General features: G+C 59.6%; 20 protein-coding genes and 1 tRNA gene. 8 read left to right on the forward strand and 13 right to left on the reverse strand.

Annotated elements, in window-relative coordinates; translation table 11 throughout:
- Nucleotides 1-1,217 (reverse strand): ABC transporter substrate-binding protein (locus tag ACZ3HH_RS23645; RefSeq protein ID WP_465808191.1); only part of this gene is annotated, 1,217 nt, incomplete at its 3' end.
- Nucleotides 1,218-1,384: 167 nt separating this feature from the next.
- Between ACZ3HH_RS23645 and ACZ3HH_RS23650 the strand changes: the two genes are divergently transcribed.
- Nucleotides 1,385-2,950, forward strand: coding sequence for a carbohydrate porin (locus ACZ3HH_RS23650; RefSeq protein ID WP_465808193.1), 1,566 nt, complete (start codon nt 1,385-1,387; stop codon nt 2,948-2,950).
- Between the two features lie 135 nt (nt 2,951-3,085).
- Here ACZ3HH_RS23650 and ACZ3HH_RS23655 read toward each other — a convergent pair whose 3' ends face one another.
- From ACZ3HH_RS23655 to ACZ3HH_RS23670, 4 genes are all read right to left on the reverse strand, one after another.
- Nucleotides 3,086-5,074, reverse strand: a complete 1,989-nt coding sequence (locus tag ACZ3HH_RS23655; protein ID WP_465808496.1) for a preprotein translocase subunit YajC — start codon at nt 5,072-5,074, stop codon at nt 3,086-3,088.
- Nucleotides 5,075-5,171: 97 nt separating this feature from the next.
- Nucleotides 5,172-5,990 (reverse strand): diaminopimelate epimerase, encoded by an 819-nt coding sequence (dapF, locus tag ACZ3HH_RS23660; RefSeq protein ID WP_465808195.1) that lies wholly within the window; start codon nt 5,988-5,990, stop codon nt 5,172-5,174.
- A gap of 106 nt (nt 5,991-6,096) precedes the next feature.
- Nucleotides 6,097-7,836, reverse strand: a complete 1,740-nt coding sequence (locus tag ACZ3HH_RS23665) for a dipeptidase (RefSeq protein ID WP_465808197.1) — start codon at nt 7,834-7,836, stop codon at nt 6,097-6,099.
- Nucleotides 7,837-8,148: 312 nt separating this feature from the next.
- Entirely contained in the window at nt 8,149-9,261 is a 1,113-nt protein-coding gene (locus ACZ3HH_RS23670; RefSeq protein WP_465808199.1) for a CapA family protein, read from the reverse strand.
- Nucleotides 9,262-9,477: 216 nt separating this feature from the next.
- Between ACZ3HH_RS23670 and ACZ3HH_RS23675 the strand changes: the two genes are divergently transcribed.
- Nucleotides 9,478-9,552: transfer RNA gene (locus ACZ3HH_RS23675), tRNA-Gln, on the forward strand.
- Between the two features lie 200 nt (nt 9,553-9,752).
- Here ACZ3HH_RS23675 and ACZ3HH_RS23680 read toward each other — a convergent pair.
- Nucleotides 9,753-11,753, reverse strand: coding sequence for a peptidase U32 family protein (locus ACZ3HH_RS23680; protein WP_465808200.1), 2,001 nt, complete (start codon nt 11,751-11,753; stop codon nt 9,753-9,755).
- Nucleotides 11,754-11,864: 111 nt separating this feature from the next.
- Nucleotides 11,865-13,751: a sigma-54-dependent Fis family transcriptional regulator gene (locus tag ACZ3HH_RS23685; protein ID WP_465808202.1), complete on the reverse strand. Its 1,887-nt coding sequence runs from the start codon at nt 13,749-13,751 to the stop codon at nt 11,865-11,867.
- 345 nt (nt 13,752-14,096) lie between these two features.
- Between ACZ3HH_RS23685 and ACZ3HH_RS23690 the strand changes: the two genes are divergently transcribed.
- From ACZ3HH_RS23690 to ACZ3HH_RS23710, 5 genes are all read left to right on the forward strand, one after another.
- Nucleotides 14,097-15,197, forward strand: a complete 1,101-nt coding sequence (locus ACZ3HH_RS23690; protein WP_465808204.1) for an ATP-NAD kinase family protein — start codon at nt 14,097-14,099, stop codon at nt 15,195-15,197.
- On the forward strand, nt 15,175-16,152 hold the full coding sequence (locus ACZ3HH_RS23695) for a thiamine pyrophosphate-dependent dehydrogenase E1 component subunit alpha (protein ID WP_465808206.1): 978 nt from the start codon (nt 15,175-15,177) through the stop codon (nt 16,150-16,152). The genes ACZ3HH_RS23690 and ACZ3HH_RS23695 overlap by 23 nt, the downstream gene beginning before the upstream one ends.
- 33 nt (nt 16,153-16,185) lie before the next feature.
- A complete protein-coding gene (locus tag ACZ3HH_RS23700; protein ID WP_030128853.1) occupies nt 16,186-17,205 on the forward strand; it encodes an alpha-ketoacid dehydrogenase subunit beta in 1,020 nt (339 codons plus the stop codon).
- Nucleotides 17,202-18,314, forward strand: coding sequence for an acetoin dehydrogenase dihydrolipoyllysine-residue acetyltransferase subunit (locus tag ACZ3HH_RS23705; RefSeq protein ID WP_465808209.1), 1,113 nt, complete (start codon nt 17,202-17,204; stop codon nt 18,312-18,314). The genes ACZ3HH_RS23700 and ACZ3HH_RS23705 overlap by 4 nt, the downstream gene beginning before the upstream one ends.
- A gap of 88 nt (nt 18,315-18,402) precedes the next feature.
- The gene (locus tag ACZ3HH_RS23710) at nt 18,403-19,467 is read left to right on the forward strand and encodes a 2,3-butanediol dehydrogenase (protein WP_465808498.1); all 1,065 of its coding nucleotides are present in this window, start codon (nt 18,403-18,405) and stop codon (nt 19,465-19,467) included.
- Between the two features lie 145 nt (nt 19,468-19,612).
- Here the strand turns inward: ACZ3HH_RS23710 and ACZ3HH_RS23715 are convergent, their stop codons facing one another.
- From ACZ3HH_RS23715 to ACZ3HH_RS23740, 6 genes are read right to left on the reverse strand one after another with little or no spacing between them, the layout of a single operon-like run.
- Nucleotides 19,613-21,127, reverse strand: coding sequence for an ABC transporter substrate-binding protein (locus ACZ3HH_RS23715; RefSeq protein ID WP_465808211.1), 1,515 nt, complete (start codon nt 21,125-21,127; stop codon nt 19,613-19,615).
- A 33-nt stretch (nt 21,128-21,160) separates the two neighbouring features.
- Nucleotides 21,161-22,132 carry an ABC transporter ATP-binding protein gene (locus ACZ3HH_RS23720; RefSeq protein WP_465808213.1) on the reverse strand — a complete coding sequence of 324 codons (972 nt, stop codon included), beginning with the start codon at nt 22,130-22,132 and terminating at the stop codon, nt 21,161-21,163.
- A complete protein-coding gene (locus ACZ3HH_RS23725) occupies nt 22,129-23,115 on the reverse strand; it encodes an ABC transporter ATP-binding protein (RefSeq protein ID WP_465808215.1) in 987 nt (328 codons plus the stop codon). The genes ACZ3HH_RS23720 and ACZ3HH_RS23725 overlap by 4 nt, the downstream gene beginning before the upstream one ends.
- A complete protein-coding gene (locus ACZ3HH_RS23730; protein WP_465808217.1) occupies nt 23,112-23,966 on the reverse strand; it encodes an ABC transporter permease in 855 nt (284 codons plus the stop codon). Before ACZ3HH_RS23730 ends, ACZ3HH_RS23725 begins: the two co-directional genes overlap by 4 nt.
- Nucleotides 23,963-24,910, reverse strand: a complete 948-nt coding sequence (locus tag ACZ3HH_RS23735; protein WP_465808219.1) for an ABC transporter permease — start codon at nt 24,908-24,910, stop codon at nt 23,963-23,965. The genes ACZ3HH_RS23730 and ACZ3HH_RS23735 overlap by 4 nt, the downstream gene beginning before the upstream one ends.
- Before the next feature lie 3 nt (nt 24,911-24,913).
- Nucleotides 24,914-25,801 (reverse strand): proline iminopeptidase-family hydrolase, encoded by an 888-nt coding sequence (locus tag ACZ3HH_RS23740; RefSeq protein WP_465808220.1) that lies wholly within the window; start codon nt 25,799-25,801, stop codon nt 24,914-24,916.
- Between the two features lie 180 nt (nt 25,802-25,981).
- Here ACZ3HH_RS23740 and ACZ3HH_RS23745 point away from each other — a divergent pair, with 180 nt between their 5' ends.
- Nucleotides 25,982-26,740 carry a LuxR family transcriptional regulator gene (locus tag ACZ3HH_RS23745; RefSeq protein ID WP_465808222.1) on the forward strand — a complete coding sequence of 253 codons (759 nt, stop codon included), beginning with the start codon at nt 25,982-25,984 and terminating at the stop codon, nt 26,738-26,740.
- The last annotated feature ends 49 nt before the right edge of the window (nt 26,741-26,789 follow it).

Consider the following 26,789-nt stretch of genomic DNA (forward strand, 5'->3'; position numbering starts at 1 on the left):
TCCACAGGCAACTCGCCCGACAGCACGCCATGCACTCGATCGAAGAACGCATTGGAAACGCGTGGATAGCGATCGGCAGTGATTGAGGCGGGGCGCATGACCCCATCGTTGAGAATGCTGTGCAGCTGAGCGTAATAAGGCATGGCCGCGAGCAATTCGGGGTCTTGATACAGCGACTCGATAACCGGGTTATAGGCGCCTATCAGGGCACGACGTTTTTGCTCTTGGGCACGGGTCAGGTAGCTCACCAGTTCGGCGGCAAGTTTTGGATGGGCGCTGTAACGCGATACCGCCAGACCCCAGCCACCAAGGGTGGAGGCATGGCTGCCGGTCTCGCCGCCACGGGGCAGGGGAGCAACGCCGACTTTGTCTTTTACCGCACTGTCCTGACTTTGAACCAGGGCCCAGACATACGGCCAGTTACGCATGAACAACGCATTGCCCGACTGGAATACGCCTCGGCCTTCTTCCTCGGTGTAATTGAGTACGCCACGCGGGGAGATGTCTCCTACCCAGCTTTTCGCCAGGGTCAACGCCGTTCTTGAAGCCTGGCTGTTGACCACGATGTCGCCTTGCGGATTGACCAGCCCACCTTGCGGTTGGCTGCTGATCCACTCCAGCGCATTACACGTCAGGCCCTCGTAGGCGCGCCCCTGAAAGATGTAACCCCAGGCATTGGGGTTCCCGGCAGCGCGCTCGGCCTGTTGAACATTCCGGGCGGTCGCGGTCATTTCTTCCCAGGTCTGGGGAACCTGTTGGTTGTACTTCTCGAGCAAGTCCTTGCGGTAATACAGCAGACCCGAGTCGGTGAACCACGGCATCGTCACCAGCCGTCCGTTCACCGTGGCGTTATCCACCTGTGCCTGGAAGTAGCCTTGGGTCGCATTGGCGGGAAGCACCTCGCGCAGATCCATCAGATGTTTGGCCAGCATTCCCGGCCACACCATATCGATTTGAATGATGTCGATGTCGCTGGACTGCGCACTGAGGATCTGTTGGTAGAACGACAACCGCTCGGTTGCCGAATTAGGCGTGGAAACCACCTCGACGTGGTTGCCGGTCTGTTTCGACCACGCCTCGACAGCCTCTTTACAGAGTTGTAACTCCGCACCCACCGCGCCGCAGGAGATCGTCAAATCAGCTGCGTTCGAGAGGGATGGAAGCCCGGCACAAAGGGTGAGCAGTGCTGCTGGAAGAAGAGATTTAAGCTGTTTCATAAAGCCCTCTTTATTTTTGTTTTTAAAAAAGTTAACGTTAACATCGCCAAATGTAGCAGCGTATTTGCGATGAGGCATCCTTTTTTTCGTCAATTTTGACAATTCACAATTCACGAAGAAAACCGGTTGCGGAAGCAGAAAAATAAAAACAAAACAGGGGAATTCACATGCAGAAAGCATCAAGCTGGCTTCTCGCAGGCGTGCTCGGCACCTCGGCGGCAACCTCTCAGGCCGCGACTCTGGAGGAGCGCATGGCTGCGTTTGAAGCCCGTGCCAGCGCAGCGGAAAAACGCGCAGCGGCAGCTGAACAGCAAACCCAGGCCCTCGCCAGGGAATTGCAGCAGATAAAACTCGCCACTCCAACCTTGCAGCCTGCAACGTCTACCGCCGCAGCCATATCCGCGCCTGCTCTGGACACTCGACTGGCAAAACTCGAAGCCCGTCAGCAAAGCCTGGAAAAGCAGGACAGCAGCGCACACCTCACTGACGGCTTCAGCTTCAAGGGTTACGCACGTTCCGGATTGCTGATCAACGATGGGCTGGGTGGTGGTCGTGGCGGCCCTTATACCACCCCTGCCGGTTCAGTCGGGGGGGCAGTCGGGCGACTCGGTAATGAAGACGACACCTACATGCGCATCGACCTGTCGAAAGAAATCTATGCGCAGAACGGTACCCGTTCCAAATTCACGGTGTCCATCGCCGACGGTGTGGAGAGTTCCAATGACTGGACGGCCGACGAAAGCAACCTGAACGTGCGTCAGGTATTTACCGAACTCGACCATCTCGCCGCCTTCAAGGGCAACTCAGTGTTCGAAAATTCCACCTTGTGGGCAGGTAAACGATTCGACAGGGACAATTTCGATATCCATTGGCTGGACTCGGACGTTATCTTTCTGGCCGGCACCGGGGGTGGTATCTACGATGTGCAGATGAACAAGGATTGGCGCTCGAATTATTCCTTGATCGGGCGTAACTACGGGGATTTCAGTGAGGGCGGTGTCAATGCCGATGTAGAAAGCTACATCCTGACCTCCAACCAGTTCTTCGATAATGGTCAGTGGCAGTGGATGTTCAATGGCATTGGCTCAAAGAAAAACGACTTTGCCACCCGCACCAATGAAGCGGGTCTGACGCCTGCGGATTCCGGCTTGCACAGCATGGTGGCCAATCACCAGAAAAACTTTTTCGGCAGGGAAGGTTTCTTCAAAACGGCACTGCTCTACGGGCAAGGTCTGGGGGCGGAGGTCAAGAACATCGGCTCGGATGGCGAACTGATTGACGATGCCCGCGCGCTGCGTCTGGCGCTTTACGGCGAGACACCTATTGCCCCCGGCTGGCGCATCGGCCCAAGCTTGTTGGCCGAACAAAGCAAGGACCGGTACGTCAAGGGTGACGATTACCGCTGGATGACCCTGAACGTGCGGTTGGCCAATGAAATCAACAGCAATTTCGAGATGGCCTACGAAATGAGCTGGCAAACCATGGACCTCGACCCCAAGGGCTACATGCAACGTAATGCGGTCGACGGTAATTTCTGGAAATTCACCATCGCCCCGACATTCAAACCTGATGTTGGAGACCTGCTCACACGTCCCGAATTGCGAGTGTTCGCCAGCCTCATGAACTGGTCTTCGGACCTGGACAGGTACAGTTCTACAGACAACTTCGGCAAGTCGGATTTCAATGCTGGCGGCGTATGGCAATACGGCATACAGATGGAAACCTGGTTCTGATATCTGCTTCATCGGCGTAGGAGCCAGGCTGCCGTAATGCCGGTCAGTTAAGCGTGATACTGAACCTGTGGCGAGGGAGCAAGCTCCCTCGCCACAGGTTACTCATCGCTTGTTCTGTCTCTTAACTGGCCTCGCTTAACGGTGTGAGCTCATGGGTGAGCTTCCACGCAAAATCTCGATGGGCGGCTCGATCAGTTGCAGCTCGAGCGCACCCGAGGCAGGCACGAAGCGCGGGCCTGTACTTTCAGATGTTGCCCGCAACCTCCAGGTGCGCTGCACCTTCGCCAGCTTGGCGACGCCTGATCCCAGCGACCAGCGCCGGCAGACTTTCTCCAACTTGAGCGGGTAAATCGTGAGTTGGTCGCCTTTGAAATGCATGCGCAGGAAGCATTTGTGGTCGGCGATGCACTGTGAGGAAAAAACCGCCTCGCTATGTAGCCCCCAAAAGGTGTTGCCCATCACCATCCATGCACCGAACAACAAGCCTCCCAAACTGCCGCCGAGCACCAGCGTCTCCGCCAGGAACAACAAAACCTGGTGCAGGTTTTCTACCTCGAACTGCAAGTAGTGAATGTTGACACGGCCCATCAGCCATAGCAGTCCGATTGCCAGTCCCAGATGAAGTACCCCGTGAGCAGCGCCAATGGCATAGGCGAGCTTTCGGGTGCGCTTGACCCCGGCGGCTGAGAACACTGCGCAACCCAGCACAATGATCACGGCGAACATCACCGACGAAGGACTGTGTGACATGACCAGGAGCAGCTGTCGCCAAACTTCGCTGATGTTGGAGATAGACGCTTGGAGGTCAGACAACACGTCCATCAGGCTGCGGTTGCCTCGTGCCGGGTGGGGCACCGTGCTGGCGCTTTGTACCATCCAGTCAAACAGCAGGTACAAGATGGCTAGCATGCCGCAGAACGAGAGATTGCGGGTAGGTAGCCGCCATGCCCGGTTACGCAGTTGCTCGGAGGTTTTTTTGTCCGGGTAGACCGCAGCCAGCTCGTAGTGCTGCCGGGTTCCGCCAACGTTGATCGGCTTGGGCGGATCTGGAAGCTGATGTGTGGCATTCAAGAAGGCGCCACCACCTCCGCAGGTGATGCGCTGCGGTGCCTGGGTGCCAGCTTTTGGCTGGTAGCGCGCGTAGTGGTGCGAGTCTCCGGCCAAGACTACTGCCAAGTGGTCACCCAATAGTTCCTCGATCTCGCGCAGGCTGCGAAAACGCGGCGTCTGGGTTTCAATCGAGGGCAAGGCCTTGCTCTCCTCGCGTGCCAGCCGTTCGGCCTCGTCCACCCAGCTTGGCTCGGGTGTACAGAGGATCACGCGGTCGCCTGGCTGCAGTTTGGCGTGCATCTCTTCGAAGTAACGTTTCTGCTCTCGGTCGATCATGGACTCCAATTGCAGGTCCAGGCCCCAGACCCACCAGCCATTGGGCAGCTGCAGCACGTAGTAACTGGTGCGCTGACGGGTTTCCCAGCCGCCAATGGGCTTTTGCTCGCAAAACAGTTGGGAGAAGCCGCGTAGACCGTCATACCAATCGTGATTGCCGGGCGTCGCCAATATCCACGGTGCACCCGGCTGCCGCACGGGCTGGTCCTGGTCACTAGGGGGCTGCTTGGGTACTGGCGCGGGAAAGGCGGCGCGGAAGGGATCCAGGAAGCGGGTGCGGTAGCCGGATTGGGCTGGTGTGGGATAGACCTGATCGCCGCCGAGCAGCAACACATCGCCGCGCGGCAGCGAGAGCTGGTGCTGCGGCAACTCGACAGCATGGCTGACGCACAGCGCCATCGAATAGGTAGAGTTCCAGCCATCGCCGGTGTCGGCCAGATAGTCGACCCACACGTCACCGTCGGCAGGCGCCGGGATGGGCGGGTTAGCGTTCCGAGGGTTGAGCATGGCCGATACATCGCGTGGGTCCGCGAAGGCACCCATCGTGGTGGCCGCAGCCGATTGCAAGCCCGTGCGCATAAGCTGAAACGGGCCTAGCCAGTTGACCATCGGCTCTTGGGTGTAAAGCTCGATTCGGCTATTGAGCGTGGAAGATTGGGTGGAACGGGTCATGGCGAGGGGGGCAGAGTGCGGCGTATGCACCTCTCCAGCGCGAAACTCAATCGATTGCTCCTTCATCATCCAGCCTCCATTGCTGTAACGAGTTCAGGTACCTCAAAAGGGTGATCTTTTGTCGGTCGATTCAGAATAGGTCAGTTATGCGAGTGTCGCCGGTTCATCGACTCAAGGAGAGGCTGTCGTGAACAGTTCCCGAAAACGTTGCGTCTACCGGTCCGATGAGAAAGACAGGTCCCACGCCATCCCATTGAACCGTTACGGTTCCGCCATCACATTCAACCTCAACGCATTGGTCTAACAAGCCACGACGAATTCCGTTAACAGCGGCGCCACAAGAGCAGGAGCCGGAACCGAGCGCAATGCCACCCCCGCGCTCCCAAATGCGCAACCGAATGTGCTTTCGATTAATAACCTGGACGAAATGCACGTTCGTCTTGAGAGGAAACAGAGGGTTGGTTTCAATGGTCGGTCCGAGGGTCGCTATATCAACGGCTGTCAGGTCATCCACAAAATAGGTGCAGTGCGGATTGCCCATGCTGGTCGCTGCTGGGCCACCCGCCAGTGGTAAAACAGCAGTATCCAGTTCCAGAGCCAGGGGAATATCCGACCAGCCGAACAGAGGTTCTCCCATGTTGACGGAAATTGCGCCGGTTGAAGTTCGTTCGCAAGTGAGTAGACCACGGTTGGTTCGCAGCGCTATCGAAGTCATATTGGATTCACGCATCAGCATATCCGCGGCACCCCGGGTTGCGCTGCCACAAACATCCAGCGTGGAGCCGTCCGCATTCCAGAACATCAAGCGCGCAACGGCATCATCGCAATCGAGCACCACCGCGAGTTGATTGAATCCGATTCCTCGGTTCCGATCACCCAATCGCCGAGCCAAGGTACTTGTCATTGGATTGGCCGAGTTTCGCAAGTCCACAACAACGAAGTCATCGCCATTGGCGTGCATTTTATGAAAGCTCAGCGACATAAATTGATCCTGGTGGCGAGGCATGGGGTGAATTGATATTTAAAGGCAATCCAGCCCCACTCGCATAGAAATGGACCCGCCAGAATAGCGGGTCCGAAAGGGGAGATCAGAGTTTCGGCAACTGCCCGATGCGCCCGAACATCTCGGTTACGATCTGCAGGTCCAGCAGGAACTGGTCGACGGTCTTGAACTCGTTGTCGTTGTGGCCGGTGTACTTGAGCTCGGGCCTGGCCAGGCCGAACTGCACGCCATTGGGCAGCTCATGGACCGAGGTGGCGCCGGCAGAGGTGCCAAACTTGTGTTCCATGCCAAGGTTTTCGCTGGACACGGCCAGCAGGGCCTTGACCCATTCACCCTCAGGGTTGCGGTGCATCGGCTCGGCGATCGAGTAGTCGAAGGCCGGCTCAATGTGGGTCTTCTTGCTCCAGGCGCCAAGCTTGTCGGCGATTTCGGTCTTGAGCACTTCTGGGGATTTGCCCTTCGGCACGCGCAGGTTGACCGCGAGCTTGAAGGCTTTTTCATCCATCCCGACATAGGTCAGAGAGGTGGTCAGCGGTCCCATGAAGGCATCGGAAAAACCGACCCCTAATTTGCCTCCCAGGTAGTCCAGTCCCCAGTTATCGGCGGCGTAGCGGGCGGCGTCGGTAATGTGGTTGTGTTTGAGCGCGACCTTCCCGTCGAGGCTGTTGATGAAGTCCAGCATTCTTGCCACCGGGTTGATGCCTGACTCGGGTTCGGAGGAGTGGGCGGACACGCCGGTGACCGTCAGCTGGACGTCCTTGCCGACGACCTTGACGGTCACCTCGAAGTTGCCGCCATTGCGCTTGGCATAATCGCTACCAGCCTTCTGCAGACGGGTGGCCAATTCGGCGGGTTTGTCGGTCACGAGGGTGGCGACCGAAGTCGAAGGAATCTGGTTGGTGGCCAGCCCGCCCGTCATTGAGGTGATTTCAGCGCCTTTGCCCTCTGCGGCCCGTCGGGCAAAGTTCGCCATGACGGTGCCGTAGCCTTTCTCGGCAATCACCACCGGATAGCCGCCATCCAGCGCCAGGTTGTAGTTGGGTGTCGGGTTGTGTTCGAAGTAATAGGGGATGGCGTCGCCCGTGGTTTCTTCGGTGGTGTCTACCAGCAGCTTGAAATTCCTCGCCAGCGGCAACTTCTCTTCCTTGATGATCTTCATGGCGTAGAGCGCCACCACGATGCCGTTCTTGTCATCCTCGGTGCCCCGGCCATACAGGCGGTCGCCGACCAGGGTGACCTTGAACGGATCGAGTCGGGTGCCGTCTTTCAGGACCCAGTTTTCCGGCGTCACGGGCACCACATCGGCATGTGCGTGAATGCCTACGACTTCGTCGCCGTGGCCGGTGAGGGAGATTTCATAGACGCGGTTGTCGATGTTGCGAAAGTTCAGGTTGAACGCCTGGGCAAGGCCCTTGAGCTTGTCGGCGATCTTGATGAATTCGGGATTGTCGTGCTGGGCAACGCCGTCTACGCGGAAGGTCGGAATGGCCACCAGCTCGCGCAGGGTCTCGGTGGCAGCACTGCCGTATTTCACCCGTGCATAGAGGCCCAGCAGGCGATGAATCTCGTTCTGCTGTTCAGGGGTAAGAGGCTTGTTGCCCTGGAAGGCACTGATTGCCAGGCCGAGGTCGTCGGTTTTGGCAAGCTCGCTCTTGGCCAGGCGTCCCAGGAACTGTCTGAAATCGGTTACCGACGCGTCACTGAAAGTCTTGAGGATGGTCGCGCTCTGTTGTGGGGTGATGTTGGCGTGCGCTGACGTGGTGAACGACGAAAGGCTGGCCAGTATCAGGGTTGTCGTGGCCAGGTGTTTGAATGAGAAATCCATTGTTGGGGCATTCCTTTGCAGGCAGTTTGTGAGAAATATCTGGTCGATGAGTCAGAAACTTTTCCAAACTAACACCACGAGGGAGTGGTACGGGAGTCCCGGAAGTAGGATCTGTCGCACAGAAATGCAAAAACGACGCAGAAACGAAAAAAACCGAGAAGGTTTCATCTTGAGTCAGTGAGGATCTTGTGGCGAGGGAGCTTGCTCCCGCTTGAGTGCGTAGCACTCACAAAAATCGGTGATTGTCATCAGATTTTTGGTGCCGCTACGCAGCCCAGCGCGAGCAAGCTCGCTCGCCACAAAGGTAGGCTCTTACCAACGCAACTCGAAGGCATTTTTCGCGCCCGGCTGGATGCTGCTGCCCAAGCGTGCGCACTCGCGAGAAAGGGTGTCGTGCAGCCATTGACGGTCATCCCCTTCGGCGCGACAGATGCAAAAGCGACAGAGGCGGGTGGGTATCAGGTCCAGCGACTGCAGGTGTCCACCCGGGTCCAGCGAGGCAAAGTACAGAAGCCCAAGGTCGCCGCGAAAGTCTGTGTGGCCCTCGATGCCTTCGTAATCGTTCAGCAGATCACCGCAGCCATAGAGAATCAGGTGTTCGCGGTACACCTCGATGCCCTTGATATGGTGCGAGGAATGCCCGTGCACCAAGTCAACTCCTGCCTCGTCGATCAAGGCATGGGCGAACCGGATCTGCTCCCGTGGAATATCGAACCCCCAGTTGCCGCCCCAATGAATGGAGGCGACCACCAGATCCCCCGGTTTTTTGCTCTCGAGAATCCGTTTGGCCACAGGGCGCAGGCTTCGCATAGTCAGATCTTCCAGCCGCGCCACGCCCGCGCGCTTATCCGTGGCGGCCCAGTCCTGCCCAATGCCGCTGTCGGGGGCGCCGAGGCCAAACACCAGTAAGCGCCGCCCGCCAGGCTGCGGCAGCACGGCAGGCCCTTCGGCAGATTGTCGGTTGTGCCCGGCGCCGGCGCTGCACATGCCGTTGCTCGACAAGGTATCCAGCGTATCGGCCAGGCCGACTGCTCCCCAGTCCAGCACATGGTTGTTGGCCAGCACGCAGCAGTCGATGCCGGCTGCACTGATGGCCGGGAAGTTCTCCGGAGTCATGCGGTAATTGATGCCCTTTTGCTCCGGTCGTCCACGGCGGGACACCGCCGTTTCCAGATTGATGATGCGTGCGTGTGGCTGGCGAAGTTCAAGCTCATCCAGCGCAGCGCCCCAGATATAGGTGAAATCGACGGGGAGGGGAATCGGGCCATTGAGTCTTTCTGCCAGCCGGACGTAAACGCCGGCATTCTTGACGTAGTCTTCGTAAAGCCGCGGATCGCCAGGATGCGGCAGTACTGAGTCAATGCCGCGGGCGGTCATGACATCGCCGGCAAGAAACAGCTTCAGTGTGTCGGTAACAGCCGCCATGGCACTCTCCAGGGTCAAGAGTAAGCATCTGTTTTAAAACAAATATATTTTTGTGTTGGCCTTCCCAGGCGAAGCGAAAGTTGATAAATTCCCGCCCGTTCTTGCAGAGCTCCTTACAAGGAGAGGCCCTTACAGGGGTTGTAGCGCAAGGACGCAGCATCTCGATGTTGCCGGCAAGCTGAAAACTCAGCGCCGGGCACTCGCAGCAACAGATACAGGGGCGTCGCCAAGCGGTAAGGCAGCAGGTTTTGATCCTGCCATGCGTTGGTTCGAATCCAGCCGCCCCTGCCATTTTCCTTACACTCATCCAAGTATGGCTCCGCCAGCAGGTATTGCGGGAGTCCGGGATGATTGTCTTTACAGAAAACGCCAACGCCGATCCGGTCTGGCGTTTTTTTATGGCTGAAAATCCCTTTTTGTGACGCCTTTGACATTCAGCTGACTTGCGAGCAAAGCGAGCGCGGCGCCGTGGCGGCGCGCTCGCCAGTCACTCAGTGGGGCGCGCGAGGGAGGGTCTTGAGCAGGTCTTCAGGGCTGATGTGGCCGACGACTTGTTGCACCACGCTGCCCGGTTGCGGCAGGTCAAGGATGTGCCCCTTCATCTTGCCGATCACATGCATCTCGCAAGGCTTGCAGTCGAATTTCAGCGTCAGCACCTCGTCACCGTGTACCAGTTGCATCGGCGCGACCTTGGTGCGCACGCCGGTGACGCCCTTGGCCTGCTTGGGGCAGAGGTTGAAGGAGAAACGCAGGCAGTGCTTGGTGATCATCACCGGCACCTCGCCGGTCTCCTCGTGAGCCTCATAGGCCGCGTCGATCAGCTTGACGCCGTGACGGTGATAGAAGTCGCGGGCTTTCTCGTTATAAACGTTGGCCAAAAACGACAGGTGCGATTCCGGGTACACCGGCGGCGGCTCGGTCTCGGCCTTGCGACCACCCCGTGGGTGAGCTTTGATGCGGGCCGCGGTCAGCGCTTCGATGACTTCGCGGCGCAAGGCCTTGAGCTGCGAGTTGGGGATGAAATACGCCTGCGGTGCATCCAGCTCGATAGCCATAGCGTGATACTGAGTGGTGCCCAGTTGGCCGAGCAGGTCATGCAATTGCTCCATGGCCTGTTCCGGCTTGTTGGCCAGACCGAACGGACCGTCCAGGGCAACACTGATGCTGACACCTTCCTCGCTAGTGGCGGTCAGCTCCAGGCGATCCTCACGCAGGCGAGCAACCCAGGCAACCCCCACCCGGCGTTCGGCGGAGGTCTTGAGCAAGGCCTGCTGCCAGTTGTGGTCCAGGTTACGGTTCAGCGGGTGGTTCGGCCGCAACTGGTGCAGCCCCTGCGGCATCTCGTTGGGCTCGACGCGGTAGCGGTAGCGCTTTTCACCGTCCTCTTCGAACTCGCCCTTGGGCTCGGCAATGTTGGTACGCCAGCCCACCACCTCGCGCTTGACCAGCACATTGAGGCCGTCGCCGTTGGACAGCGGTTCTTGGGTGACCACCAGCAGGTCGCGCTTGCCGACTTTTTCCACGATACCCACCGGCAGGCCGGTGAAGGTGGGTGTGTCGAAGGCGCCGATATCGATCTTGCGGTCGCTGACGAAGTAGTCGGTGCTGCCGCGGTGGAAGGTCTTTTCCGGGTCAGGCAGGAAGAAGTGCGCGGTGCGGCCGCTGGACGCGCGGGCCAGGTCCGGGCGGTCTTCGAGGACGTCGTCCAGGCGCTGGCGATACCAGGCGGTGATGTTCTTCACATAGCCCATGTCCTTGTAGCGCCCCTCGATCTTGAACGAGCGCACGCCGGCTTCAACCAGCGCGCGGATGTTGGCGCTCTGGTTATTGTCCTTCATCGACAGCAGGTGTTTTTCGTAAGCGATCACACCGCCTTTTTCGTCCTTGAGGGTGTACGGAAGGCGGCAGGCCTGGGAACAGTCACCACGGTTGGCGCTTCGACCGGTCTGTGCGTGGGAGATGTTGCACTGGCCGGAGAACGCCACGCACAACGCGCCATGGATGAAAAATTCGATGGCCGCATCGGTCTCGTCGGCGATGGCGCGGATCTCCTGGAGGTTCAGCTCGCGGGCCAGTACCAGTTGGGAGAAGCCGGCCTGATCGAGGAACTTCGCCCGCGCCAGGGTGCGGATGTCGGTCTGGGTGCTGGCGTGCAGCTCGATCGGCGGGATGTCCAACTCCATCACGCCCAGGTCCTGAACGATCAGCGCATCGACGCCGGCGTCGTACAACTGGTGGATCAGCTTGCGGGCCGGCTCCAGCTCGTTGTCGTGTAGGATCGTGTTGATGGTGGTGAACACCCGGGCGTGATAGCGACGGGCGAATTCCACCAATTGGGCGATATCGCTCACCTCGTTACAGGCGTTATGGCGGGCGCCGAAGCTCGGTCCCCCGATGTAGACGGCGTCGGCGCCATGCAGAATGGCCTCGCGGGCGATGGCTACGTCGCGGGCGGGGCTGAGCAGTTCCAGATGATGTTTAGGCAGGGACATGTTTTTTTAGTCTGGCTTGTCACGGTCAAGGTGCGCATTGTAGCGGCGAAATGTTCGACCGGCACCCGTATGCTGCCCGATGGCGAGCGGGGCCGCCGGATGAAGCTGTGGTTAGCCTCTGCCAGGCATGTCGATGTCATGTTGATGCACCCGTCGATACAGCGTTGCCCGGGAGATGCCCAAAGCCTTGGCTGCGGCGGTGGGTTTCCAGCGATGACGCACGAGCGCATCGATGAGTGCCTGGCGTTCCGGGCTGGCGCAGTGTTCCACGGTGTCGGCTGAAGCCGGATCACTGAGTCGATGGCCGAGCAGTTGCTCAGGCAAGTCACTCAACAGAATCAAATGGGTCTCGCACACCGCGCAGGCGTAACGCAGCACGTGCCGCAGTTCGCGCACATTGCCCGGCCAGCGATAGCCGAGCAGGCATTCCAGTGCGGCGTTTCCCAATTGCATTGCTATCGCGCAGGCCGATGATTCTTCTTCGAGTATCCGGTTGATCAAGGCCAGTCGATCACTGCGTTCGCGCAACGGCGGCAATTGGAACCGCGCGCCACTGAGGCGAAAGTACAGGTCTTCGCGAAACTCGCCAGAGGTCACTCGTGCTTCCAGATCGCGGTGGCTCGCGCAGACGACCTGAATGTCTATCGCTTTGCTTCGTGACGCTCCCAGGGGCGCCACTTCGCCCTCGGCTAAAACCCGCAGTAGCCGAGTTTGCAGGGACAGAGGCATATCGCCGATTTCATCGAGAAACAGAGTGCCGCCATCGGCCTGTTCCAGCAGACCTCGCATACCTTTATTCGATGCACCGGTGAAGGCACCAGCCACATAACCGAACAGCTCGCTTTCGATCAGGTTTTCGGGAATCGCTGCGCAGTTCACCGCGATAAAAGGCTGCTCACGGCGCAGACTGGCCTGATGCAACTGGCGGGCGAAGACTTCCTTGCCAGAGCCGGTTTCGCCCTGGATCAGCACCGGCAAATTACGGTCTTTGACGCGCACCGCAAGGCGCAGGCTTTCTTCCAGTCGCGGGTCGAGTTCGGCGGGTGATAGCACCCGGCGCGCAGGATTGCGTTTGACTCGCCGTGGCGCGCTGAGTCGTCCATGCAAGGCATGGCGACCACCCTGGCCGTGAAGCAGGCAGAGCGATTCGTCCCTGGCCCGATGCAATAACTGCTGATCGAATATTTGGTCGATGTGTTCCGGCAATTGGCCAAAGCTTTGTAACAGCCACTGCCGCGCAGCAGGGTTCAGCGCCTGCAGTCGTCCGTCATCATCCCAGGCGAGCAGGTAATCGGGTTGGCTGTCGACATAGCCCGGGCTGTTGTGGGCCCGCAGCACCCAGTAACCCTGGGCACTGCTCATGAAAAATGCCTGTTCTATTTCCCGCGCGCTCTGCACCACCATCTGCCGGATCAGGTGTTGCGAACGGCGGTCGTCCGGAGAACGCACCGCGGACACATCAAGCACCCCAAGCAGTTCGCCCCGAGGGTCGAAGACCGGAGCGGCAGAGCAGGTGAGCCCGATAAAAGCAGCGCGGAAATGATCTCGCTTATGCACCGTGACCGGTGTTCGTGCAGTCAGTACCGCGGCTACGCCGCAGGTGCCTTCCTCGCCTTCTGACCAGCAAGTGCCCAGGTACAGGCCGGCTTTGCGGCAGTCATTACGGATAGATGTTTCCACGCGATAGTCGATGGTCTGGCCCTGGGCATCGGTGAGCAACACGCAGTAGTCGGCATCGCGCACGCGACCGTGGAGGCGGGCGACTTCTTCGCTGGCAATACGCAGGAACAGTTCGGAGCGTTCTCGACACTCCTGCAGCACGTTCTGCGAAAGGATCCGTGGCCCTTGTAATGAGCCGGGGTCCAGGTGGTGTTGCTCCATGGAGCGGCGCCAGGAATCCAATATCAAGTCTGGCACTGGCAACTGCGGCAGGTGCGCTGCGTTCTTCAAAACACGGCTGACGCAATCCACGTGCGCCTTCGAGTGTGCGGAAAGCATTCAAGGTCTCCGGTTCGATCTTCTTTTAGTTGTGCGGCTATTAAGCGCTGTTCGTGGAGGGTCGACAAGCCTCGGTTCACTCACGGCGAAGATGAGACGCAACGTCTCAAAGTCTCACCAGAAGCCCGTGCGGGCTGACATGTGACGTCTCAATCGAGCGTAACCCCAATTCCTGGAAGTGCGATCAAGACCGCTCTGGAACAGGCCTTCTGGCGATTCTTTGCCGATCTGGCACCGCCCTTGCTCTAGCCCCTGCAACCAGTACGACTGGCAACCCGATAATAACAAGAGGTGCCCTATGTCCTCCTGCCGAGGCCTTTACCCTGCTTTATCTGTGGTGGCGACATGAGTCGCGTGCCCCTGACCGTCGGCATCATTGCCAACCCTGCGTCCGGCCGAGATGTACGGCGCCTGACGGCGAATGCAGGGCTGTTTTCCAGCACCGACAAAGTCTCGGTGATCCAGCGGCTGCTGGCCGCTTTTGGCGCCACCGGTGTCGAGCGGGTGCTGATGCCCACCGACATGACCGGCATCGCCGCTGCGGTGTTGAAGAACAGTCACGGCCGCCAGGCGCGTGACAGCCACTGGCCAACCCTGGAGTTCCTCGACCTTACCTTGCGCCAGAGCGTGGCGGACACTCGCCAAGCCGCGCGCTGGATGGCTGAACGCGGTGTGTCGCTGATCGCCGTACTCGGCGGTGACGGCACCCACAAAGCGGTGGCCGCAGAAGTCGGCGACATTCCACTGCTGACCCTGTCGACGGGGACCAACAATGCCTTCCCGGAACTGCGTGAAGCCACCAGTGCCGGGTTGGCCGGCGGGCTATTCGCCAGCGGGCGGATTCCCCCCGAAATCGCTTTGCGCCGCAATAAACGCCTGCTGGTGCGGATTCCGAGCCGCGACGTGTGTGAAGTGGCATTGGTGGACGTGGCGGTGTCCTCGCTGCCGTTTATCGGCGCTCGTGCAATCAGCCGCGGGATCGATCTGGCGGAAGTTTTTGTATCCTTCGCCGAACCTCAGTCCATTGGCATCTCGGCCCTCTGTGGCTTGTGGTTTCCGGTATCACGCCAAGCCCCCAATGGCGCCTGGATGCGCCTCGATCCGCAATCTTGCGAAGCCTTGCTGGTGCCACTGGCGCCCGGCCTGTTGCAAGGCTGCGGGGTGCTTGCCGCCGCCAGCCTTGAACCCGGCGTTGCCCATCGCCTGTGCCTGGACCGCGGCACCCTGGCTCTGGATGGCGAGCGAGAAATCGAATTCAACGCCCATGATTTACCCACCGTGACCCTCGATGCCGGCGGTCCGCTGAGCATCGATGTCAATGCGGCGCTGGCCTATGCAGCGCAAGAGCGGCTGCTGGCCATCGGCCGTGAACATCCGCAACACCCTCTGAACCTTGAGTCTCAAGACACCCTGGAGAATAAAAATGTCGACACAGCTGACCGCTGATCAATTGCTGCATGCCTATCGGGCGATGCGCACCATCCGCGTCTTTGAAGAGCGCTTGCACGTGGAGTTCGCCACCGGCGAGATTCCCGGTTTCGTCCATCTTTATGCCGGTGAAGAGGCCTCGGCCGCCGGTGTCATGGCTCACTTGAGGGATGATGATTGCATCGCCTCCAACCACCGTGGCCACGGTCATTGCATCGCCAAGGGCGTTGATGTGTACGGGATGATGGCCGAGATCTACGGCAAGAAAACCGGGGTCTGTCAGGGCAAGGGCGGCTCCATGCACATCGCCGATTTCGAGAAGGGCATGCTCGGCGCCAACGGCATCGTCGGCGCCGGCGCACCGTTGGTTGTAGGGGCGGCGCTGGCAGCCAAGCTCAAGGGGACCGACGGTGTCGCCGTGGTGTTTTTTGGCGACGGCGGTTCCAACGAAGGTGCGGTATTCGAAGCGATGAACATGGCCTCGGTGTGGAACCTGCCGTGCCTGTTCATTGCCGAGAACAACGGTTATGCCGAGGCCACGGCCTCCAACTGGTCCGTGGCCTGCGATCACATCGCCGACCGCGCGGCCGGCTTCGGCATGCCAGGGGTCACCGTCGACGGCTTCGATTTCTTCGCCGTTCACGAAGCCGCCGGTGCCGCAGTGGAGCGGGCCCGCGCCGGTGAAGGACCGTCGCTGATCGAGGTCAAGCTGACCCGCTACTACGGCCACTTCGAGGGCGACGCCCAGACCTATCGGGCACCGGACGAGGTCAAGTATTTCCGCGAGCACAACGACTGCCTGATGCAGTTTCGCGAACGCACCACGCGAACTGGTTTGATCGATGCCAGCCAGTTGGACCAGATCGATAGCGAAGTGGAACTGCTGATCGAAAATGCCGTGCGCAAGGCCAAGTCCGACCCCAAGCCGAGCGCGGCCGACCTGCTTACCGATGTCTACGTTTCCTATCCCTGAACGCCCCCTATAACAAGAATCGAGACCTTCATCATGGCGAGAAAAATCAGTTATCAGCAGGCAATCAACGAAGCCCTGGCGCAGGAAATGCGCCGCGACCCCAGCGTGTTCATCATGGGCGAAGACGTCGCCGGCGGTGCCGGTGCTCCCGGTGAAAACGACGCCTGGGGCGGGGTGTTGGGCGTGACCAAGGGCCTCTATCATCAATTCCCCGGACGCGTGCTCGACACGCCGCTGTCGGAGTTGGGTTATGTCGGTGCCGCCGTCGGCGCAGCGACCTGTGGCGTGCGCCCGGTGTGTGAATTGATGTTTGTCGACTTTGCCGGTTGCTGCCTGGACCAGATCCTCAATCAGGCGGCCAAGTTTCGCTACATGTTCGGTGGCAAGGCCTCCACCCCGTTGGTGATTCGCACCATGGTCGGCGCGGGCCTGCGGGCAGCCGCCCAGCACTCGCAAATGCTCACATCGCTGTGGACCCACATCCCCGGGCTGAAAGTCGTCTGCCCGTCGTCACCTTATGACGCCAAGGGCCTGTTGATCCAGGCTATCCGCGACAACGACCCGGTGATTTTCTGCGAGCACAAACTGCTCTACAGCATGCAGGGCGAGGTACCGGAAGAGCTCTATACCATTCCTTTCGGTGAAGCCAACTTCCTGCGCGATGGCAAGGACGTGACCCTGGTCTCCTATGGACGCACGGTCAATACGGCGATGGACGCAGCCCGAAGCCTGGCAGGGCGAGGCATTGACTGCGAGGTCATAGACCTGCGCACCACCAGCCCGCTGGACGAGGACAGTATTCTCGAAAGCGTGGAAAAGACCGGGCGCCTGGTGGTGATCGACGAAGCCAACCCGCGCTGTTCCATGGCCACCGACATCTCGGCCCTGGTGGCGCAAAAAGCGTTTGCCTCGCTCAAGGCGCCCATCGAGATGGTCACGGCGCCGCACACGCCGGTGCCATTCTCCGACGCCCTGGAAGACCTCTATATCCCCGACGCGGCGAAGATCGAAAACGCCGTGCTCAAGTTGATCGAGTGGAGCAAGCGTTCATGAGCCAGATCCATACCCTGACCATGCCCAAGTGGGGCTTGTCCATGACTGAAGGCCGGGTTGATGTCTGGCTCAAGGAGGAGGGCCAGGCGATCGCCAAGGGCGATGAAGTGCTCGACGTAGAAACCGACAAAATTTCCAGCAGCGTCGAGGCGCCGTTTTCCGGTGTGCTACGTCGGCAGATCGCGCGCCAGGATGAAACCCTCGCGGTCGGTGCGTTGCTCGGCATCGTGGTCGACGGCGAAGCCAGTGAGGCCGAAATCGATGCGGTGATCGAGCAGTTCCAGGCCGCGTTCGTGCCAGGTGACGGCGCGGAGGAAGACAGTGGGCCGAAGCCGCAGAAGGTCGAGCTGGACGGGCGGCTGATCCGTTACTTCGAGCGCGGCGAAGGCGGGGTGCCGTTGGTGCTGGTGCATGGGTTTGGCGGTGACCTGAATAATTGGATGTTCAATCATGAAGCATTGGCTGCCGAACACAGGGTGATTGCTCTGGATTTGCCGGGCCATGGCGAGTCGGCCAAACAGCTGCAACGCGGAGATCTGGATGAGTTGAGCGAAGTGCTACTGGCACTGCTCGATCATCTGGAGGTTCCCGTGGCGCATCTGGTGGGGCATTCCATGGGCGGTGCGGTGTCGCTGAACACCGCGCGTCTGGCACCCCATCGGGTGCGCTCCCTGAGCTTGATCGGCAGCGCCGGTCTGGGCGCGGAAATCAATGGCGATTACCTGCAAGGTTTTGTCGAGGCGGCCAGCCGCAATGCCCTCAAACCACAGCTGACGCAACTGTTCTCCGACCCCGAACTGGTCAATCGGCAGATGCTTGAAGACATGCTCAAGTACAAGCGCCTGGAAGGGGTGGACGCGGCCCTGCGCCAGCTGGTTTCGGGGTTGTTCAACGAAGGACGGCAACAGTTCGATCTGCGCGGCGTGGTGCAAGAAAACCGGCAGCCGACGTTGCTGATCTGGGGCAGTGACGACGCGATCATTCCTGCGGCTCACAGCGTTGGCCTGACAGCCCAAATCGAGATCCTGCCGAGCCAGGCGCACATGGTGCAGATGGAAGCGGCCGAGCAGGTCAATCGGCTGATTCTGGACTTTGTGCAACAACACTAATGCTCCTTGGCGACCATTTTCGGGTCGCCAAGGCCAACGACTTCAAGGAGATTCCAATATGAGCCTTTCAATTAATCCGGCCCGTAGCATGCGTGCCGCTGTCTGGCATGGCCGTCACGATATCCGTGTCGAAGACGTTCCATTGCCCGTGTCGCCACCCGCGGGCTGGGTCCAGATTCGTGTGCAATGGTGCGGTATTTGCGGCTCCGATCTGCATGAATACGTGGCCGGGCCAGTGTTCATCCCGGTGGATGCGCCGCACCCGCTGACCGGAATCAAAGGGCAGTGCATTCTCGGTCATGAGTTCTGTGGCGAAATCGTCGAAATCGGCGCCGGTGTTCAGGGGTTCAGTGTTGGCGAGCCGGTGGCTGCAGATGCCTGTCAGCACTGTGGCACGTGTTATTACTGCACCCACGGGTTGTACAACATTTGCGAGAACCTGGCCTTCACCGGGTTGATGAACAACGGTGCGTTCGCCGAGTTGGTCAACGTGCCGGCCAATCTGCTTTACAAATTGCCGGCCAACTTTCCCGCCGAAGCCGGGGCGCTGATCGAACCGTTGGCAGTGGGCATGCATGCCGTAAAAAAGGCCGGGAGTTTGCTGGGAAAAAACGTGGTGGTGGTTGGCGCGGGAACCATCGGTCTGTGCACCATCATGTGTGCCAAGGCGGCTGGTGCGGCCCAGGTCATCGCCCTGGAAATGTCAGGAGCGCGCAAGGCGAAGGCTCTGGAGGTAGGGGCGAGCCATGTGCTTGACCCCAATGAATGCGACGCTCTGGCAGAGGTGCGACGGCTGACCGGCGGGCTTGGGGCGGACGTCAGTTTCGAATGCATTGGCAATAAACACACGGCCAAGCTCGCTATCGACCTCATTCGCAAGGCCGGCACGTGTGTGCTGGTGGGTATTTTCGAGGAACCCAGCGAGTTCAATTTCTTCGAGCTGGTCGCCACCGAAAAACAGGTGCTGGGTGCGCTCGCCTACAACGGTGAGTTCGCCGATGTGATCGCCTTCATTGCCGATGGCCGGTTGGACATCACCCCGCTGGTCACCGGGCGTATTCAGCTGGAACAGATCGTCGGGCAGGGCTTTGAGGAATTGGTCAACAACAAGGAACATAACGTGAAAATCATCGTGTCACCCGCTCGAGTCTGAGGCCCTTGCGGGAGAACGATGGATAAACGATCGCCATAAAAAAAGGACCTCTGAACAGAGGTCCTTTTTTGCCAAAAGGGTCTTTCCAAGCCTTTCTGGATCAGCCCGGGTTGCGCTGAGCTGCCTGCTTCAGCACAACTATTGCTTAGTTCTTCACCGTTTCCTCAAGAGAGAAACGCCCCAACGGATTCTGCTGGAAGTTTTCGATGTTCTTGCGCGAAATATTGATATACGGGCTGTAGTACAGGTCGATCCAGTTGACGTCCTGTTTGGCGACTTTCTGTAAATCGACATACATCTGTTCACGCTTGATCGGGTCCGCTTCGATTCGGGCAGCCGACACCAGATTCTTGACCTTGTCGTTCTTGTAGCGGGTCATGTAGTTCATGTTGGTGTCGTGGCCCAGAACGAACGTGGTCTTCTGGTCCGGGTCGAGGATGTCGTTGGTCCAGTACATCACGGACAGGTCGTAGTCACCGTCGACCAGCATTTGCCAGCTCTGGGTCGGGTCGACCTTTTGCAGGTTCGCGGTCACACCGACTGCCGCCAGTTGCTGTTGAACCAGCACGGCAATCTGCTCATCGGCTTCGTTACCGGCGTTGACCACGTAATTCAGCTTCATGCCCGCTGCGCCGGCATCGCTCAGCATCTGCTTGGCTTTGGCCGGGTCGAATGGACGCTTCAAGTTGTCGGCGTAGTGGTAAAGCGAGCCCTTGGGGATGTAGGAGTAAGCCTCCTGACCATGGCCGAAGGTGACGGTATCGACCACCGACTTCTTGTTAATAGCCATGTCTAGCGCCTGACGTACTTCAGGCTTGCTCAGCAATCCGTGCTCATGGTTGATCAACAGGTGATCTTCCCGAGTGGAAGGGTCGGAGTGGATGGTCAGGTTGGGGTCCTTGCGCAACGCATCGACGCGCGAAAACGGTACGAAAATCGCCGAGTCCAGCTCGCCTGCCTGCACCTTGAGCATCCGGGTATTGTCATCCGGGATGGAAATCCATTCCACGCCATCCAGGCTGACCTTGTCGGCCTGCCAGAAATGCGGGTTTTTCTCCAGCTTCACGCGGTCGCCGCGCAGCCACTCTTTGACAAAAAATGCGCCGGAGACCACAGGCTCCTGAGCATAAGCATCTTCGCCCATGCGGGTCATGGCCTTCTGCGAGAGAACCGACACGGTCGGCGAAGCCAGTTGCGAGAGGAACGGTACCGACGGAGCGGTCAGGGTGACCACCAGGGTACGCGGATCGGCCGCTTTCGCCGTGTCGATCAGTTTGTAAGCGTCGCTCCACAGCGAGGCCTTGTTATCGCGAGTGCGCAACAGACTGAATGCCGCATCATCGGCCGTGATTGGCGAGCCGTCGGAGAATTTCGCCGCGCGCATTTTGAACGTGTAGGTCAGGCCATCGTCGGAGACTTTCCAGCTTTCAGCCAGGCCGGGCTCCATCTTGCTGCCGGCCTTGTCGACCCGGATCAGTGTGTCGTAGACATTGGAAAACACCCAGGTATCGCGGTTTTGCGCGCTCTTGATCGGATCGAACGTGGTGCTTTCTTCACGGCAACCGATGGTGAGTACGCCGGCCGCTTGTGCAATGCCGCTGGCAAGGGTGCAAGCGGTCAATGTGGCTGCGGCGAGCAATTTCAAATGCCTGGATCTCATGGTCAAACTCCTTCTTGATGGGTGCATTGTTTTCTAAAACAGTGGCTCCTCGAGCACGCAGTCGTAACGGCGAGCGTCGAGTTGACGGGTAGGGGGCGTCACCTGGCTGCAAGTGGGACGAACGTAGCGACAGCGCGGGTGAAAGGCGCAGCCGGATGGCAGCTGCAAAGGGCTGGGCGGTTCACCGGGCAAAGGGTCGGTGGGTAGCGCCCAGCTTGGGTCGATTTGCGGAATCGACTGGATCAGTGCGGCGGTATAAGGATGTCGCGGGGAGCGAAATACTTCCTCCACGGGGCCTTCTTCGACGATCTTGCCCAGGTACATCACCGCCACCCGATCACAGAGCCGGCGAACGATCGCCAGATCATGGGCAATGAACACAATCGCCAGGTTCATGCGCTGGCGCAGCTCCAGCAGCAGGTTAATGATCTGCCCCTGAATGGACACATCCAGCGCGGCCACGCATTCATCGGCGACGATCAGGCGCGGCTCCACGGCCAGCGCGCGGGCGATCCCGACACGCTGGCATTGGCCTCCACTCAAGGCGTGCGGTTTGCGGGCGGCCAATTCGGGGCGTAGACCAACCAGTGTCAGCAATTCATCGACTCGGGCGGCAATCAGTGGCTCCGGCACTTTGCGTTGGACCCGGAGCACTTCCGCCAGGGTCTGGCCGATGCTCAGGCGTGGGTTGAGAGCGGCGTAAGGGTCTTGAAAAACCATCGCCGTTTCCTGACGCAGCCTCTGGATATCGATCTTTCCGGCGTGGGCCATGTCGACGCCATCGAACAGCACCTGTCCGGCGTAAATCTCGTTAAGGTGCAGGATCGCCCGGCCCAAGCTGCTTTTGCCACTGCCGGACTCGCCGACCAGCCCGAGCGTTTCTCCAGCCGAAAGGGTCAACGAAACGCCGTTGACCGCTGTCAGCCATTGCCGCTTCATGCCCAGCAGACCGCTGCCCGGCGCCGCAAAACGCACCTGCAGATCCTTGACCTCGAGCAGGGTCATGAGCGGTCTCCGACGGCCAAGGGGTAATGGCAAGCGATGCGGTGTTCATGGCTGACGGGCTGCAAACTCGGCATCAGTGATGTGCATCGGTTGCCGGTTTGCTGGCAGCGCGGATTGAAGCGACACCCCTGGGGCAGGGCGTCGAGCAGGGGCGGTTGCCCGGCGATGGTTTTGAGTAAGGCGTGACCGTGACTGGTGGCTGGCTGACAGTCGATCAATCCGGCGGTGTAAGGGTGGCGCGGATGAGCCAGCACCTGGTGTTTGTTGCCGTGCTCGCACAAGCGTCCGGCGTACATCACGGCAATCGAGTCGCAGGTCTGGGCAACGACGCCCAGGTCATGGGTGATCATGATGATCGACAGGCCACGCTGGTCGCGTAAATCGAGCAGCAGGCGCAGGATCTGCGCTTGCACCGTGACGTCGAGGGCGGTGGTCGGTTCGTCAGCAATCAGCACGTTCGGGTTGCAACCCAGGGCCACGGCGATCATTGCTCGCTGACGCATGCCGCCGGAAAATTCGTGGGGGTAACTGTCGACTCGCCGCTGCGGATCGGGAATGCCCACTTGCCGCAGTACGTCGATGGCCTGGGCGCGGGCTTCACGCTTGCTGGTGCCCTGATGCAGACGAATGCCTTCGCCAATTTGCTCGCCAATGCGCATCAACGGGTCGAGATGGCTGCTGGGGTTCTGGAAGATCATCCCCAATTGGCGCCCACGCATGCGACGCATGCCGGCCTCGTCCAGGTGCAACAGATTTTCCCCGGCCAGCTGCACGGTGGTGCCTTCGACTCGCAGGTTCGGCGATGGCAGCAGCCGCATCAAGCCGCGACAAGCCATGGTTTTGCCGGAGCCGCTTTCACCCACCAGCCCGAGGACTTCGCCCTCGGCCAGGTCAAAGGACAGGCGATCCACCAGGGTCACCTCGTGCTCACCCTTGCGGGCGATGACGCTGAGCGCTTCGACCTTCAGCACGGGTGTACTCATGAGCGTTCACCCAAGTGTTCGGCGACAGCGTCGGCCAGCAGGCTGAAGCCCATGGCCAGGGTGACGATCGCCAATCCCGGAAAGGTGCAGATCCACCAGGCGGAAGTGATGAAACTCTGGCCTTCGGCGACCATCGTGCCCCACTCGGCGGTCGGCGGTTGCACCCCGAGGCCGAGGTAACTGACTGCCGCGCCGTTGAGCAATACCAGCACCGCATCGGACATGGAAAACACAATCGAGCCGAACATCGCGTTCGGCAACAGGTGCCGAAACAGAATGCGCCCATGACCGAAGCCGAGGCTTTTGGCGGCCAAGGCAAAATCGCTTTCCTTGAGTATCAGGATCTGCGAGCGGATCAAACGTGCATAGGACACCCAACCCACCAGTGCCATGGCGATATAGAAACTCATCAGGCCGGGGCCGAGGATTGCCATGATCGCCAGCATCAACACCAGAAACGGGAAGGCCAGGATGATATCGATCAGGCGCATGCAAAACGTATCGAAACGCCCGCCGATGTAGCCGGACAAGGCCCCGACACAAGTGCCGATCAGAAACGGAAAAATCACCCCGATCACTGCCAGCTGCAAGTCGATGCGGGCGGCCCAGATCACTCGAGACAACACGTCGCGGCCAAAATTGTCGGTGCCGAACGGGTGGGCCAGATGGGGCGCCAGCAGGCGAATATCAGTGTTCTGGGCGATTGGATCGAAGGGCGCGATCCAGGGCGCGAAGATCGCCAGCAGCAGCCAGCCGAGCAGGATTGCCAGGCCCAATCCCATGGCCAATCGAGGGTTGCGCAAACCAAGGCGCAGGTTTAGCCGGGGGGCAGTCGTTGCCTGACTGCTCATCGGATGTTCACGCGAGGATCAATGGCTACGGTCACCACATCGGCGAGAAAGTTGACCGCCACGGTGGCGCAGGCCAGCACCATTGCCACGCCCTGGACCACCATATAGTCACGGGTAAAGATGCCTCGGACCAACAACTGGCCGATCCCGGGAATGGCGAACAGGCTCTCGATGACCACGGTGCCGCTGATCAGCCAGCCGATGTTCACCGCCAGCAGGTTGACGGCGGGTACGAGCGAGTTGGGCAGCACATGGCGTCGAAACACCGCGTCTTCAGGCAGACCGCGAGCCCGGGCCGCCGTGACATGGTCGGCTTGCAACTCCATCAGCATGCTGGCCCTCAGGTTACGTACCAACACCGCCGATAGTGCCAGGGCAATGGTCAGGCAGGGCAAGGCCATGTGGTGCAGTTTGTCCAGCCAGGAACGGCCGTAGCCGGAAACCGGGAACCAGCCCAGTTGCACACTGAATAGCAGGATCAACATGATCCCCAGCCAGAACGCTGGCATGCCGAGGCCGGCGGTGGTGAACAGGCGAATCAGGTTGTCGCCCCAGCCGCCCTTGTTACGGGCCGCAACGGTGGCCAGCGGCACCGCGATCAACATGGCGAGCAGCACGCTGCCAAGCACCAGAAACAGTGTGGGCTCGATGCGCGTGCTGATCAGCTTCAAGGCGTCGACCTTGTACAGCAATGACTGGCCTAGATCGCCGTTGAACAGGTTTTTCAGGAAGTAGAAATATTGCATCCACAGCGGCTGATCGAGGCCGAATTGAGCGCGAATCCTGAGCAGCCCCTCCGGCGTACTGCGCGAGCCGAGCAGGGCGCGCGCCGGGTCGCCGGGAATCGAGCGCACCAGCACAAACGTGATGAGACTGATGCCGAACAGCACCGGCAGCAGCTGCAGGGGGCGTGACAGGATGAAACGGTAACGCGACAGATTCATCGACTAACCTCGGTGCTGCCGGAGGAAATCCAGCAACACCGGAAAGTAGGCGTGAGGTTCTTCGTAGAAGGGCATATGGCTGCTGTTGGGGAACACATGCAGTGACGCATCCTTGAGCACCATTTTCATGCGCATTGCACAGGCCGGTGTGAGTTCGTCGTGCTGGCCGGTGGTAATCAATACCGGCATGGTGAAATCGGTCATTTCCTGCAGACGATTCCAGTTTTTCAGGTTGCCGACATAGAGAAACTCATTCGGCCCCTGCATGGTTGTGTAGGGTCCCATGTTCCAGTCGCCAAGAGAGCGCGTGACCGGCGCCGGCCACTCATCCAGGCGGCAGACATGGCGGTAGTTGAGGAGGGTGATCGCTGCTTGGTATTGCGGGTGATCGAGGGTGCCCATGGCTTCATGGCGTTGCATCATGGCCACGGTTTCGCTACCCAGCGCGCCACGCAGACGCTCCAGTTCCTGGGACAGGTGCGGGATATCGCCTACGGTGTTTTCCAGAATCAGGGTTTTGAGCGCGTGAGGGTGGTGAATGGCGTATTCGATCGCCAGCCAGCCGCCCCAGGAGTGCCCCATTAAGTGCACCCGGCCCAGGTCGAGGGCCTGACGGACGGTTTCCACCTCAGCGACATAACGGGTGATGTCCCACAGGGACGGGTCTTCGGGCCGGTCGGACGCGCCGGTGCCGAGTTGGTCGAAGGCGACAACGCGCAACCCCTTGTCCTTGAGCCAGCCATGAGCGTCACGCAGATAATCGCAGGGAAGGCCCGGGCCTCCATTGAGGCACAACAGGACCTCATCGCCCTCGCCAAAGCTGTAAACCACCAGATTGTGGCCGTCGACTTCGACGTTATATTGCTGATCCGGTTCGATTTCACGCCACATCGCACGCTCCCTTTATGATGCTGGCCGGTACGGATGCTGACCAAATGCTCAACCTTACCGAGTAAGTCCTGCGCCCAAAAGCTAGTATTTGTTATAGGTTTTGGTCTGGCAGTCCCTCGCCGAGGCGTGGCATTCTACGTGCTGAATTTCAGGATTGAAATTAATTAGGGAGCGCAATGGATGCAGACCAAGCTGTCTGACCTCAATCCCCGTCTGTTGTCGGGCAAGAGCCTGGATGAGCAGATGGACAACGCCATGCTATTGGCCGAGGAACTGGGCTTTGATGCCTTGGTGTACGACTACAGCCCGGTGCCGCTGGACCATGAGGGCAAGTTGATCACGCCCTCGGTGCTCAAACTGCGCAACACTCCAGCCGATTGGCATACGCGTTGGTGTGCAGAGGGTTACTACCAGATCGACCCGGTTCAGCAGGTAGCACTCAATTGTGTTTCACCCTTTGTCTGGTCTTACAAACCGGGGACGGACACTTTGTTGGAGCCGGTCATCAGTCAGTGCCATGCGCCGGTGGTGAATTATCTGGAAGACGCGCAGATGACCTGTGGTGTGTCGGTCCCGATTCATCTGCCCAGAGGCGGCTTTGCCTCCTTGACCGGGCTGCGTACCGGCAACAGCAGTGTCCTATGCGATGCCCGGCGGACCCTGGCGGATTTCAGCCTGATTTCCCATGCCTTGCAGGAAGCGGCCTATCCGTTGCTTGGCAAAGAGGCTCATACGCCTCCCATTCACCTGACCAAACGTGAACGCGAGTGTCTTAAATGGGCGGCTGAGGGCTTGACCGCCGCCGAGATTGCCAGCCAACTGAATCGTTCGTTGGCCACCATCAGCCTCCATCTGACCTCGGCCATGCATAAACTCGGGGCCAAGAATCGGGTCCAGGCCGTGGTTCGGGCCACCCACTACCGACTGCTCGATAGCTGAAACAGGGCAAAAACCTATCTATTTCTCTAGTTATTTTGAAGGTCGGATC

This window comes from Pseudomonas sp. PME37.24/025, assembly GCF_055556615.1.